Origin of the sequence: Sphingorhabdus sp. (assembly GCF_035329025.1) — a bacterium.
Classification (GTDB): Bacteria; Pseudomonadota; Alphaproteobacteria; order Sphingomonadales; family Sphingomonadaceae; genus Sphingorhabdus_B.
Map to the genome: position 1 here is coordinate 39,729 of NZ_DAOLHN010000011.1, position 13,896 is coordinate 53,624.

General features: G+C 58.8%; 13 protein-coding genes. All 13 read left to right on the top strand.

The window, feature by feature from the left end:
* Window positions 1-50 precede the first annotated feature (50 nt).
* Entirely contained in the window at window positions 51-2,162 is a 2,112-nt protein-coding gene (locus tag PKC81_RS04610) for a PBP1A family penicillin-binding protein (RefSeq protein WP_324333575.1), read from the top strand.
* An 85-nt stretch (window positions 2,163-2,247) separates the two neighbouring features.
* Complete coding sequence (locus tag PKC81_RS04615; protein WP_324333577.1) at window positions 2,248-3,759, top strand: trypsin-like peptidase domain-containing protein; 1,512 nt, start codon at window positions 2,248-2,250, stop codon at window positions 3,757-3,759.
* A gap of 44 nt (window positions 3,760-3,803) precedes the next feature.
* Window positions 3,804-5,618 carry a cobaltochelatase subunit CobT gene (cobT, locus tag PKC81_RS04620; protein WP_324333579.1) on the top strand — a complete coding sequence of 605 codons (1,815 nt, stop codon included), beginning with the start codon at window positions 3,804-3,806 and terminating at the stop codon, window positions 5,616-5,618.
* 65 nt (window positions 5,619-5,683) lie between these two features.
* The gene (locus PKC81_RS04625) at window positions 5,684-6,355 is read left to right on the top strand and encodes a nitroreductase (protein ID WP_324333581.1); all 672 of its coding nucleotides are present in this window, start codon (window positions 5,684-5,686) and stop codon (window positions 6,353-6,355) included.
* Window positions 6,356-6,493: 138 nt separating this feature from the next.
* Window positions 6,494-7,936, top strand: coding sequence for a cysteine--tRNA ligase (gene cysS / locus PKC81_RS04630; RefSeq protein WP_324333583.1), 1,443 nt, complete (start codon window positions 6,494-6,496; stop codon window positions 7,934-7,936).
* Window positions 7,937-8,044: 108 nt separating this feature from the next.
* Window positions 8,045-8,989: a D-2-hydroxyacid dehydrogenase gene (locus PKC81_RS04635; RefSeq protein ID WP_324333585.1), complete on the top strand. Its 945-nt coding sequence runs from the start codon at window positions 8,045-8,047 to the stop codon at window positions 8,987-8,989.
* An 88-nt stretch (window positions 8,990-9,077) separates the two neighbouring features.
* Window positions 9,078-9,470 (top strand): nuclear transport factor 2 family protein, encoded by a 393-nt coding sequence (locus tag PKC81_RS04640; protein ID WP_324333587.1) that lies wholly within the window; start codon window positions 9,078-9,080, stop codon window positions 9,468-9,470.
* On the top strand, window positions 9,470-10,171 hold the full coding sequence (locus PKC81_RS04645; RefSeq protein ID WP_324333589.1) for an HPP family protein: 702 nt from the start codon (window positions 9,470-9,472) through the stop codon (window positions 10,169-10,171). The genes PKC81_RS04640 and PKC81_RS04645 overlap by 1 nt, the downstream gene beginning before the upstream one ends.
* A 210-nt stretch (window positions 10,172-10,381) precedes the next feature.
* Entirely contained in the window at window positions 10,382-11,368 is a 987-nt protein-coding gene (locus PKC81_RS04650; protein ID WP_324333592.1) for a TerC family protein, read from the top strand.
* A 117-nt stretch (window positions 11,369-11,485) separates the two neighbouring features.
* Window positions 11,486-12,061: a NifU family protein gene (locus PKC81_RS04655; RefSeq protein WP_324333594.1), complete on the top strand. Its 576-nt coding sequence runs from the start codon at window positions 11,486-11,488 to the stop codon at window positions 12,059-12,061.
* 30 nt (window positions 12,062-12,091) lie between these two features.
* On the top strand, window positions 12,092-12,682 hold the full coding sequence (locus PKC81_RS04660; protein ID WP_324333631.1) for a malonic semialdehyde reductase: 591 nt from the start codon (window positions 12,092-12,094) through the stop codon (window positions 12,680-12,682).
* A gap of 18 nt (window positions 12,683-12,700) precedes the next feature.
* Window positions 12,701-13,318 carry a tRNA (adenosine(37)-N6)-threonylcarbamoyltransferase complex dimerization subunit type 1 TsaB gene (tsaB, locus tag PKC81_RS04665; RefSeq protein ID WP_324333596.1) on the top strand — a complete coding sequence of 206 codons (618 nt, stop codon included), beginning with the start codon at window positions 12,701-12,703 and terminating at the stop codon, window positions 13,316-13,318.
* Window positions 13,315-13,776 carry a ribosomal protein S18-alanine N-acetyltransferase gene (gene rimI, locus PKC81_RS04670; protein WP_324333598.1) on the top strand — a complete coding sequence of 154 codons (462 nt, stop codon included), beginning with the start codon at window positions 13,315-13,317 and terminating at the stop codon, window positions 13,774-13,776. The genes tsaB and rimI overlap by 4 nt, the downstream gene beginning before the upstream one ends.
* Window positions 13,777-13,896 lie beyond the last annotated feature (120 nt).

Genomic DNA, 13,896 nt, shown 5'->3' on the forward strand with positions numbered 1-13,896 from the left:
CAAAATTTGCTCTACCCTTAGCCGTCTTATTCCTATAACACAGCATATCGATGTTCTTCCGCCGATCCAAAACCCCTCCCCCGACCAATATCGACAGCAGACTGGCGGCGTTCGACCGTGCCTATGCCGGGATGTTTCCCGGCGAAGCAAAGCCTTGGGAAAGCACGACACCTGCAGCATCGCCGTCAATCGAAACTGCGAAGAAATGGTTGCTCGGCAAAACCCGTTGGTGGTGGTTCACCCGTGCCAGCGCTGGCCTGTTGCTGCTGTTCATCCTGATTGTTTTCTGGCTGGCGGTCACGGCCCCGCTTTCCAAATCGCTGCAGCCCATCGCGCCGCCGCGCATCACCCTGCTGGCATGGGATGGCACACCGATTGCCCGCAACGGTGCAATTGTCGACAAGCCCGTCAAGGTCAAGGAATTGCCGCCGCATGTCGTGCAGGCCTTCCTTTCGATTGAGGACAGGCGTTTCTATTCGCACTGGGGCGTCGACCCGCGCAGCATCGCCCGCGCGATGTGGAGCAACACCTTCGGCAGCGGCCTCAAACAGGGCGGCAGTACGATAACCCAGCAGCTTGCGAAATTCACCTTCCTGACACCAGAGCGCAGCCTGACTCGTAAGGCGCGTGAGGCGCTGATCGCATTCTGGCTGGAGGCTTGGCTGACCAAGGATGAAATCCTTGAACGCTATCTGTCAAATGCCTATTTCGGAGACAATATTTACGGCCTGCGCGCGGCATCGATGCACTATTTCTATCGCAAGCCCGAAAATCTGACGCTGTCGCAGGCGGCGATGCTTGCAGGACTGGTGCAAGCGCCTAACCGCCTTGCCCCGACGCGCAATCCCCAGCGCGCGGCAAAACGCGCGAAGCTGGTGTTGAACGCGATGGTCGCAACCGGTGCAATCAGCGAGGCCAAGGCCGATGCGACACCGATCGCGCGGATCGATGTGCGCTATAAGGAAACGCTGCCGACCGGCACCTATTTCGCCGACTGGGCGATGCCACAAGCGCGGCTCGATGCCGAAACTGGCTATTCGGATCAGGTCATTCGCACCACGCTGGATTCGCGCCTGCAGAATATCGCCCGCAAGGTGATTGCGCGCGCACCTTTGGGTAATGCGCAGGTTGCGCTGGTCGCGATGCGGCCCAATGGCGAAGTCGTGGCGATGGTGGGCGGCAAAAGCTACAAAGACAGCCCCTTCAACCGGGCGACGCAGGCGAAGCGCCAGCCGGGTTCGACCTTCAAGCTGTTTGTTTATACCGCTGCGCTGCGCAGCGGGATGACGCCCGAGAGCAAGGTTGATGACAGCCCGATTATCGAAGGTGCCTATCGCCCCAAAAATTACAGCGACCGCTATCGCGGCGAAATCACGCTGAAACAGGCTTTTGCACAATCGAGCAACGTCGTCGCCGTGCGCCTTTACAACCAGCTGGGCTATAGCGCGGTGGCGCGTGCGGCAAAGGATTTGGGGGTACAAAGCCCGTTAACGCGCGACGCCAGCCTGGCGCTTGGCAGTTCAGGCATGACCTTGCTCGAACTGACATCGGCTTATGCCGGCATTGCCGGGAATAAATGGCCGGTCGAACCGAGGGCGTTTGTGGCCGAGGATGAAGGCTGGTTCGGCTGGCTGATGTCGGCGCAGCGCAGCTTCAGCAATGCCCAGCACAAGGCGCTGCTCGAACTGCTTGGCGCGACCGTCAATCAGGGCACCGGACGTGCGGCGCGGCTTTCGATCCCGGCCTATGGCAAGACAGGCACCAGCCAGGACTATCGCGATGCGTTGTTCATCGGCTTTGCGGGTGACCTGGTGGTTGGCGTGTGGATCGGCAATGACGACAATACTCCGCTGAGGAACATGACCGGCGGCGGCCTGCCCGCGCGCATCTGGCGTGACTTCATGGGCCAGGCAGTCAAAGGCGCCGGTGCGCGGCCCAAGCCAAAACCGGCAGTCGAGCCCGATCCAACGGGACCGATCGAACCGCTCGACCTGCCGGACATCCCGGAACTGCCGGTCAATATCAATGGCACCGAAGTCCGCGTCGACCCCGGCAAGGGCGTGACTGTCAGCGGGCAAGTCGAAGGTGTGCCGCTGGATGTCACTATCGGGCGCGATGGGGTGAACGTGCAGGCGCGTGAAGAGCCTGTAAGGAAGCAGTGAGGCTGATAGCCTTTGCATTGAACCAAGGGCTTAAATGTGTTCGAAGGCTTTGCGGGGCCTGAGGGAGATTCGTGTGCGACTTAGTTTGACCGGCCTTATTGCTACGATGATCGCGTTGATTTTTGCATCGACTGCCCGCGCCGACCCGGAAGACATTGCCGCCGCCAGCCGCAGCGTCGTTCGCGTGGTCGTCTTCCCGGCATCGGGCGGGGACACGCCGATCGGTCACGGATCAGGTATCGTTGTTGCACCGGACAAGGTGCTGACCAACGCCCATGTCGTTTCCGAGGAGGAATATGACGGGGCCATCCGCATCGTAATCGTGCCTTCAGATGGCGGCGAGGCGATAGCTGCCGAGGTGATGGATCGATCCCCGCGCAACGACCTGGCTCTGATCGCGTTGAATGACGGCAAGCGCCTTACACCGGCCACTTTTTTCAGTGGCCCGGTAGGCGATGGCGCCGATGTCTTTGCGATTGGCTATCCCGGTGGCGTCGATATCGCGCAGGGCCTCAATATGGCCGACGTCCTGCGCCCGCAGACGCCAGTGAAAACCCGCGGCAATATTTCGGGCGGACGATCTGCGAAGGATTTCGAGACCTTGCTGCACACAGCGGCGATCGGTGGCGGCAATAGCGGCGGACCTTTGGTCGATGGCTGCGGACGCGTTCTGGGCGTCAACAGCTTTGGCAGCCTTTCGGATGGCAGTGATGCCGAATTCTTTTTCGCAGTCGCGCAGCGCGAAGCTGCCGCTTTCTTGCGAAAAAATGGTGTCGCTTTCCGCTCGGTCGATAGCGAATGCCTCTCGCGCGCCGAGATGAGCCGGGCCGAAGCCGAAAGGGCAGCCGCCGAAGCTGCCCGAATTGCCGAGGAAAACCGGCTGACCGAAGCGGCCCGTAGCAAAAGTTTCGGCGAAGCGCGGCGACTGGCCGAATATGACATCATCGAATCACGCGACAATCTGTCGATGTTGACCGTTGTCCTGATATTTCTCGCGCTGGGTGCAGCGGGGACGAGTTGGCAGTTGCTGGAGCGCGAAAGACGCGATCAGGCAAAGCTGGCTGGTGGTGCGGCAGCGGCGCTGGTCATTGCGGCCCTGCTTACCTGGTACGCAAGGCCGAGCTTTTCCGAAGTGGATGAACTCACCAAGGCCCGCCTGACCGACATCGAAGACCCGGCCGCCCCAGCCAAGGTTGCGCAAGAAGGCAAGCTGACCTGCGTGATAGACCGTAGCCGCAGCCGGATTACTGTTTCGGATACAGCCGATGTCCCATTCGAATGGGCAGCCAATGGCTGCGTCAACGGAAGGACGCAATATGCGGAGGATGGCGATCGCTGGGTCCGCACATTCGTTCCCAATAACGAAGCACAGGTTTCGATCATCAGTTTCCAACCGGGAAGCAGCACCTATCGCATCGAGAGGCATTTGCTTGGGTCGGAGGCGATGCAAAAGGCCCGCGATGCACGAAACCAATATGATGTGAAAAGCTGTTCAGCCGATTCTGCGATGCTGGAAAAGGTGGCGTCGATGAATGCAGCCGTTCGCCAGTTGCTGCCCCAGCAACCGAATGAATTGCTCGTTTTCAATTGCAGCTGAACCTTTGCGTGGTGGAAATTTGCCGTTAAGGCCCTGAGTCGATCATGGCAGACAACTCCCCTCTCGAACAATTTAAACAGGTGCTGACCGGCACCTCGCGCGCCATTGCGAACGATCCAGAGATCGAACTGGCCTTCACCGCCGACGCGCCGACACAGGCGGGGAAGAATTTTCGCGTGCCGATGCCGGGCCGTTCGCTGCCCCCCGAACAGGTTGCCGAAGCGCGGGGTTTTGCTGACAGTTTCGCGCTTCGCCTTAAACATCATGATGCGGCACGCCATGCAGCACTGCGACCTCATGAGGCAATGGCAGGGGCCGCCTTCGACGCCATAGAGACGGCTCGTATCGAGGCGCTGGGCTCGCGCGCGATGGAGGGCGTGAAGGGCAACCTGACCCACTCGCTGGAGATGCGGCTGCGCACCGACCCGATTTCGCGCGCGCAGGCGGCGGAAGAAGTACCGATCTCAACCGCACTCGCGCTGATGGTGCGCGAACGGCTGACCGGCCAGCCGGTTCCCGAAAATGCCGCGCAAGGCGTCGACATGCTGCGCGAATGGATTGAGGAAAAGGCTGGGGGCGACTTGGATGCCCTTGGCCTCGCACTCGACGATCAGGCAGCCTTTGCTTCGCTCGCGCAGACGATGCTCGAGCATCTCGACCTGACCGAGGGTGAAATCGAACCCAATGAAGCCGACGAAGGCGGAGACGAATCCGAACAGGAGCAAGAGCAGGACGGCGAAAGCGAAGATGAGGGCCAGGGCGAAGCCGGACAGGCCGAAGCCCGCGCCGAACCGCAAGAGGGCGAAGGCGAAGAGTCCGAAGCCGAATATGACCAGTCGCAAATGGACGACATGGATGATACCGATGGCGACATGGGTGAAGACGGCATGCAGCCGGTCAACCCGCAGCGCCGCAACTGGGATCATTTACCGCAAAGCGATTACAAAAGCTGGACGACCAAATATGACGAAGTTGTCGGTGCGACCGACCTCGCCGATGAGGAAGAACTCAACCGGCTGCGCGCCTATCTCGACCAGCAACTGTCGGGCTTGCAGGGCGCGGTGACACGGCTCGCCAACCGCCTGCAACGCCGCCTGATGGCACAACAGAATCGCAGCTGGGATTTCGATCAGGAAGAAGGGCTGCTCGACGCCGCGCGGCTTGCCCGCATAGTCGTCGCTCCGGGAAGCTCATTGAGCTATAAGGTCGAACGCGATGTCGAATTCCGCGATACGGTGGTCACGCTGCTAATCGACAACAGCGGCTCAATGCGCGGACGGCCGATTTCGATCGCCGCGATCAGCGCCGACATCATGGCCCGCACGCTCGAACGCTGCGGCGTGAAGACCGAGATTTTGGGCTTCACTACGCGCGCGTGGAAAGGCGGGCAATCGCGTGAGGATTGGCTTGCCGCCGGACGTCCCGCCATGCCCGGCCGCCTCAACGACTTGCGCCACATCGTCTACAAAAAGGCCGATGAGCCCTGGCGGCACGCCCGCCGCAACCTCGGCCTGATGATGCGCGAAGGCTTGCTCAAAGAAAATATCGACGGTGAGGCCCTGCTCTGGGCGCACAACCGCCTGATCGCCCGCCCCGAAGACCGCCGCATCCTGATGGTGATCTCCGACGGTGCGCCGGTCGATGACTCGACCTTGTCGGTCAACCATGGCGGCTATCTGGAACAGCATCTGAGGCGCGTGATAGAAATGATCGAAAGCCGCAGCCCGGTGCAACTGGTCGCGATCGGCATCGGCCATGATGTCACTCGTTACTACCGACGCGCTGTCACCATCATGGATGCGGAGCAACTGGGCGGGACGATGATCGAGCAATTGGCCGGACTGTTCGACGAGGAATAGGCTTGCAATTCGCTGAAGGCGTGACAGAATTTTAATCGAACGATTAAATCTCTGGAGGGCAGCATATGAACGTCACCGAAGCAGTCGCATCCCGTCGGTCGGTGCGCGAATTTCTCGATAAGCCGGTCGACAAGGCATTGCTCGAACGCATCCTTACCAAAGCGCAGAATGCGCCCTCTGGCGGTAACACGCAGCCTTGGAATGCGGTGATGGCAACGGGCGAGCCGTTGAAGAAATTGCTGGCAGCTGTAGCTGAAGTCGTTCCGCAAGGCCCGGCTGCCCATAAACCCGAGTACAACATCTACCCGCCCGAACTCGATGGCCGATACAAGGATAGCCGCTTTGGCGTGGGCGAAGCGATGTACGCCGCGCTCGATATCCCACGTGACAACAAGATGGCGCGGTTGATGTGGTTCGCGCGCAATTTCCGCGCCTTTGACGCTCCGGTGCTGATGCTGATCCACACCCCGCGCTATATGGGCCCGCCGCAATGGTCGGATATCGGCATGTGGTTGCAGACGGTTGCGCTGTTGCTGCGTGAGGAAGGGCTCGATTGCTGCTTTCAGGAGGCGTGGGCAATCTACACGCCGCAAATCAGGGCGTGCTTTAACATTCCCGACGATCATATCTTTTTCTGCGGGGCGGCGATCGGCCATCGCGATCCGGATGCGCCGGTGAATAACTTTCCTGTGCCGAGAGCGCCGCTGGATGAAGTGGTGACTTGGGAAGGGTTTTAACGCACCCGTCGCCCCTGCGCAGGCAGGGGCCGCTTGAAGTTTATTCGTCCATTGTTGGGTAAATCTACCGCGGCCCCTGCCTGCGCAGGGGCGACGTGGTTCTTGACTGCAAGGCCTCGCTAAGCCATCGCCCAGCCCATGTCCGACCTGAAACTCTTCAACAGCCTGACCCGCCAACTGGAAACATTCCAGCCCGTCCACCCCGGCGAGGCGCGTGTCTATAGCTGCGGACCGACGGTCTATAATTACCCGCATATCGGCAATATGCGCGCCTATGTCTTTGCCGATACGCTTGGTCGCGTGCTGAGCTACAAGGGCTATAAGCTGACCCACATCATCAACATCACTGATGTCGGCCATCTGACCGACGATGCCGATGCGGGTGAGGACAAGATGGAGAAGATGGCGGCGGAAAGAGCGCAGTCTATCTGGGATATCGCGCGCCATTATACCGAGGCCTATTGGGCCGATATCAAGGCGCTGAACATCCGCCAACCCGCCAAATGGTCGATCGCCACCGACTATGTGCCGCAGATGATCGAGTTCGCCAAAAGCATCGCCGACAAGCATTGCTATGAACTGGAAAGCGGGCTGTATTTCGATACCTCGACAGTCGCCAATTATGGCGCGCTCGCCCGCGCGCAGACCGACGAAGGCGCCAATAGTCAGGGGGGCCGCATCGAGGCCGTCGAAGGCAAACGCCATGCGGCGGACTTCGCGATCTGGCGCAAGACGCCGGAGGGCGAAAAGCGCCAGATGGAATGGGACAGTCCCTGGGGCCGCGGCGCGCCGGGTTGGCACCTTGAATGCTCGGTGATGTCGGGCGACTTGCTCGGCTTTCCGTTTGATATCCACACCGGCGGCATCGACCATCGCGAGATCCACCACCCGAACGAGATCGCGCAGAACCAGGCCTTTTGCCATAGCGACCACAGTGGCGCGCGGATGTGGATGCACAATAATTTCCTGATCGAGCGTAGCGGCAAGATGAGCAAGAGCGCAGGCGAATTCTTGCGTGTGCAGTTGCTGATCGACAAGGGCTTCCACCCCCTCGCCTACCGCCTGATGTGCCTGCAGGCGCATTATCGGAGCGAGCTGGAGTTTAGCTGGGAAGGACTACAGGCGGCCTTCACACGGTTGAAGCGGATGGTGATGGCGGTCGCGGCTGTAAAAGGCATCGAGCCAGCAAGCGAGACGACCGACAAGCGTTTGCTCGACCTGTTTGAGCGTTTCGATGATGCTGTATCGGATGACCTGAACACGGCCATCGCCTTGACGGCGCTCGAAGAAACGCTGTCGCTCAAAAAGGTCGATCAAGGGCAAAAGCTGCTCGCCATCGCGCAAATGGACACAGTGCTAGGCCTCGACCTGCTGCAACTGGAACGCGCCGACTTGCGGGTGCAGCCGAAAAAGGCGCAAATCAGCGCAACGGAAATCGAAGCGGCCCTGACCAGCCGCAAGGAAGCCCGTGCGAACAAGGATTTTGCCAAATCCGACGCAATCCGCGACGAACTCATCGCCAAGGGCGTCGAGGTGATGGACGGCGATCCGTTGGGGTGGGATTGGCGGATTGAGGTGTAATTCCCCCTCCCGCTTGCGGGAGGGGTCAGGGGAGGGCATGAGTGTTCTTCCAAGTTGCGGGACAGGCCCTCCCCCGGCCCCTCCCGCAAGCGGGAGGGGAGTAAGTAAGTGACCAAAACCAAATTTGTGGCCTCCAGCCTGATCCGCGCGATGGTCGAACCGCGTCTGCCTGATTGGGTCGAGGCGCATTGGTATGTCACCAAGGAAGAGGCGCTCGAACTCGCGCTGCTCGCCGAAATCGGCTGGTTCGACATGTATGACAAGGCCGACATGGCGGCGATCATCACGGCGGCGACCAACCTGAAATGGCTCAACAGCATCTATGCAGGTGTCGATGGCATGCCGCTCGCCGAGCTCAAGAAACGCGGGACCAAGGTTACCAACGGCGCGGGGATCAACGCGATCACTATCGCCGAATATGTCGTCATGGGGATGCTCAATATCGCCAAGGGCTATCGCGACGTAATGCACGCGCAGGACCGGCGCGAATGGCTGATCGATTCGCCTGGCAAGGTGGAACTCTATGGATCAAAGGCCTTGCTGCTGGGCTATGGCGCGATCGGCAAGCTGATCGAGGAACGGCTGAAGGCATTCAATGTCGATGTGACGATAGTCCGCCGCACACCGGGCCCGTCGAGCCTCGCGCCCGATGCCTGGCAAGCGCGGCTGGGCGAGTTTGACTGGGTGATACTTGCCGTCCCCGCAACGCCCGAAACCGAGGAAATGATCGGTGCCGACGAGCTGGCCGAGATGAAGCAGAGCGCGGTGCTGGTGAATATCGCGCGCGGATCGGTGGTCGATCAGGATGCGCTGGTGAAGGCATTGCAGGACCAGCAAATTGGTGGTGCATTCCTCGACGTAACGACGCCCGAACCACTCCCTGCCCACCACCCGTTATGGAACCTCGACAATTGCCATATCAGCATGCACCTGTCAGGTCGCGCGCAGGACAAGATGTTTGTGCGCTCTGCCGAACGCTTCCTCGAAAATCTGAAACGCTATCACAAGGGCGAGAAGCTGGAGCCTTTGGTCAATTTGGATTTGGGATACTAACCACCGCAGTGCTGAGCCTGTCGAAGCACGTTTTACGGACAAGCGCCCTTCGACAGGCTCAGGGCTCCGGTTTGGGAGGATAGAAAATATGGCACACAACCCCGCAGAAATCTGGCACCGCGTCGCGCTGTCGAAAGATGTCGCCGAGATTGAAAAGATCCTGCACGACGACTGTGTTTTCGAAAGCCCGGTCGTCCACAGCCCGCAGCTAGGCAAGGCTATCACCTCCAAATATCTCGCTGCTGCCGGCCACACGCTGGGCAATGATACATTCCGCTATGTCGGCGAATGGCACCGCGAGAACAGCTCAATCCTGGAATTCACAGCCGAAATCGACGGTATCAAAATCAATGGCATCGACATGATTTCATGTGACGATGATGGCCTGATCACCCATTTCAAAGTGATGGTGCGTCCTTTGAAAGCCGTGAATATGCTTCACCAAAAAATGGGCGAGATGCTGGCAGCGATGAAGGGCTGATGCAGCGACTGCGCCTGTTTGTGCCCCTGCTCGCCGGGGCAAGCCTGCGTGATCGCAGCGGCGCTGCTGCCGGCGCAGCCTTTGGCGTATTGGGGGCCGCCCTCACAGGCATGCTGATTGGATATGCCTTTCCCGATTTTCCGTTCCTGGTTGCGCCTATCGGCGCCTCGGCAGTTCTGGTTTTTGCCGTGCCCGCCAGCCCCCTCGCCCAGCCGTGGCCGGTATTCGGCGGCAATGTGGTTTCCGGCTCTGTCGCCGTAGCGGTTGCCTATGCAATTCCCGATCCGGCGCTTGCCGTCGGACTGGCAGTCGGGCTGGCGATCATGGGAATGTCGATCCTGCGCTGCCTCCACCCGCCCGGCGGTGCCGTTGCGATTACTGCAATATTGGGTGGGGATGCCATCGTGAAGGCAAGCTTTGCTTATCCGGTAACGCTGGTCGCCGCGAACAGTGCGGCATTGCTGGCAATGGGCTGGCTCTACCATCGTTTTTCACGCCACAGTTATCCGCATCGACCGGAACCTGTGGTCGAGTCCCCCATATTGTCGGGCCTGCTGCGCGCCGACATCGATCAAGCCATTGCCGAAAGCGGCGAAACCTTTGACATTGATCTGGAAGATCTGGAAAATCTCTTGCTCCGCGCAGAGGCCATTTCTGCCGACCGGCAGCAACGAGAGGCCAACACCGACTATTCGATCTGAGTGGCATCGACATGGCGGGAGGCAACTGCCGTCGTTGCTACAGGTAAATTCCCAGTTGAATTTCGCGGCATAATCCCTAAATCGACGCTCGATCCGGGCCCCTCTGGCGCATGCGGCGGCATGCGTGATGTCGGATTGTTCATCCGAAAGCGCGACACGCGGCGCAACCTCCGTCTCTCGGGACGGATTGGACACATAGGGGCCCTACAGATGGATTTCCTGTTCGATATGTTTTTGGGTACGCCGGTCTGGTTCTGGCTTGCCTTCATCGGCATTGTTGTTGCCTTGACCGCCTTTGACCTTGGTTTCCTGCACAAGGAAGATAAGGAAATGGGCATTAAGGAAAGCCTGAAGCTTTCCGCATTCTACATCGGCATCGCCTTGGCCTTCGGCCTGTGGGTCTGGTATGCCAAAGGCCCCGATCTGGGCATGAAATATTATACCGGCTTCTTCATCGAAAAGGCGCTGTCGATCGACAATGTCTTCGTGATCAGCCTGATTTTCACCTATTTCGCGATCCCAGCCAAATATCAGTACCGAGCCCTGCTTTGGGGCATCATCGCGGTGATTGTGTTGCGCGGCCTGATGATCGCGGCGGGTGCTGCACTGGTGCAGGAGTTCTACTGGACGCTCTATCTGTTCGCGGCCTTCCTGATCGCGACGGGTGTGAAGATGCTGTTCAGCGGCGATCAGGAAATGGACGTGTCCAAAAATCCTGTCGTCAAGTTCATGAACAAGCATTTCCGCGTCACGCATGAGCTGCATGGCGAGAAGTTCCTCGTGAAGGTCCCTGATAGCAAGACCGGCAAAATGGTCACCGCGATGACCCCGCTGTTGCTGGCGTTGATCGTTATCAATCTGGCGGACTTGGTATTCGCGGTGGATTCGGTACCGGCGATCTTTGCGATCACGACCGACACCTTCATCGTTTACACCTCGAACATCATGGCGATCCTTGGCCTGCGCGCGCTCTATTTCGCGCTGGCGGCGATGGTGCACCGTTTCCATTACCTCAAATATGCACTCGCGCTGGTGCTGGTGTTTATCGGGTCGAAGATTTTCATCTCCGACTTCCTGATCGGCGGCGACAAATTCCCGCCGGTAATCAGCCTGAGCGTGACCTTCGCGTTGATATTGGGCGGGATATTCTACTCGCTCTGGAAGACGAAGAGCGAGGACCAGCAAGCAGCGGCTTAAACCGACCGGTTTCTCCCAGGGAAGACCCCGTACCTTGAACAAGGGTGCGGGGTTTTCTTTTGGCCGGAGAAGGAAAAAGGCCTTGTGTCCCCTGCCCGCTCTCCCCAAATGGAGGGCATGATTATCGAGACCGAACTGACGCCGAATCCGGCCACAATCAAATTCCTGCCCGGACGCATCGTAATGGATGCCGGAACCCGCGATTTTGCCGACCATGAAGAGGCGGAAGCTTCTCCACTCGCCGAAGCCTTGTTTGGCCTTGGCGATGTGACCGGTGTCTTTTTCGGTCGCGAATTTATCTCGGTAACCGCTGCCCCCGGCGTCAGCTGGGCCGACCTGAAGCCCGATGTGCTGTCGATCCTGCTCGATCATTTCTCGGCCGACATGCCGTTGTTCCATGCGCCCAAGGCCGGTTTCTCGGTTCCCGCAGCGGATGACGAATATCCGCTCGACGACCCCGCCGACGCAGAAATTGTCGACCAGATCAAGGAACTGATCGAAACCCGCGTCCGTCCCGCGGTCGCCAATGATGGCGGCGATATTGTCTATCGCGGTTTCCAGCGCGGCGTCGTTTTCCTGCAGATGCAAGGGGCCTGTTCGGGCTGCCCTTCATCGAGCGCGACGCTGAAAAATGGCATCGAACAGCTTTTGAAACATTATGTGCCCGAAGTGACCGAAGTCCGCGCGGCCTGACAACTTACCAACTGGGGAACCAATATGCCGATCAATCAGCCGCTGGGCGATGCCGCGCTCGACCAGCTTTTCCGCACCGCTCGCACCTATAATGGCTATCTCGACACGCCGGTGTCGAACGACCAGTTGGAAGCGGTGTGGGAGCTGATGAAGTACGGTCCGACTTCGGCCAACTGCCTGCCCGCGCGCATTGTCTGGTGCGTCAGCGATGAATCGAAGCAAAAGCTTGCGGCGCTTGCCATGCCCGCCAATGGCGAGAAAATCCTGCAGGCACCTGCAACCGCGATCATTGGCATGGACATGGAATTCTACGAAAACCTGCCCGAACTGTTCCCGCATACCGATGCACGCAGCTGGTTCGTCGGAAATGATGCGCTGATCGAAAAAACCGCGTTCCGCAACAGCAGCCTTCAGGGCGGCTATTTCATTCTCGCCGCGCGTGCGCTCGGGTTGGATACCGGTGCGATGTCGGGTTTCAACAATGATGCGGTAGACGCCGAGTTCTTTGCCGGCACCAAGGTGAAATCGAACTTCATCTCGACCATCGGCTATGGCGACCCGGCGACAATCTTCGAACGCAGCCCGCGTCCGGAATTTGCCCGCTTTAACAAGATCGTCTGATCGTCTACGCGACGTCGCGTGAGACGGCTGGTTATCGACACTGCATCGCGCGCCTGCTCGGTTGCGCTCTTTGAAGGCACTGAGTGCATCGACGCGCGCCATGAAGTGATCGGGCGCGGCCATGCCGAGCGGCTGGTGCCGATGATTGCTGAACTCCCTGAAAAGGGGCTGGCCGATATTATCTCGGTAAATGTCGGACCGGGCAGCTTCACCGGTATCCGCGTTGGCCTGTCTGCCGCCAAAGCTCTGGGATTGGCATGGAATGTCGATTGCGAAGGCTATAATAGCCTGGCCATGCTTGCCGCAATTGCGCTCGACAAAATCGGAAACGCCGAACCGATAGATGTCGCCATCCACGGTGGCCATGGTGAATTGTTTTTCCAGTCTTTCGATGCCGTGGGTTCAGCGATTGCTGATGCTTGTTCCTTATTACCTGAAGCGGCAGCCCTAAGGTCCAAGGCCAACTATATTGTTGGCGATGCTGCAGCCGCTTTGATTGACATACGTGAAGCAGGCATTGCGGTAGAGGCTGTCTCTGACGCTCGCTTTTGGCCTGCCATCGCCCATCTTCCAACGCTCGCGCCTTCCGCCGCTTATGTGCGCGGCCCGGACGCAAAATTACCGACGGCCCGATGACAGATATCTCCATCATCACGGGCGACGCCAGCGACATTGCTGCGATAATGCCCGTCATGAACAGTGCTTTTGATCCGAAATATGGAGAAGCGTGGACAGCGGCCCAATGCCTTTCACTATTAGCCTTGCCCCAAACCAGCATATTGCTGGCGGAGCAAAGCGGCAAAATTGCAGGATTTGCCCTCACCCGTTGGGTTTGTGATGAAGAAGAATTGTTGATGATCGGGGTCGCACCGGAACATCAGCGCAAAGGCATAGCGCGCGCTCTCTTGGCGCATATTGTTGATCAAGCAAGACAGGCTGGGCGCAACCGCATTTTCCTCGAAGTACGGTCAAACAACAGCGCACTGCTCTTCTATCAGAACCACGGCTTCGAACGCTGCGGAACCCGGAAGTCTTACTACAGAGGTATCAACGGTGATCGCTTCGATGCGAGCACCATGGCATTGAACTTTTGATATACTTTCAACCCGAATGATGATTTGGACTGAATTGGGAAAATTTCTCTGTGAAATTTATTGATAATGAACAGTTGAGATGCTTTAATAACATTGCTGTCAAAAACAAAATACCGGGTA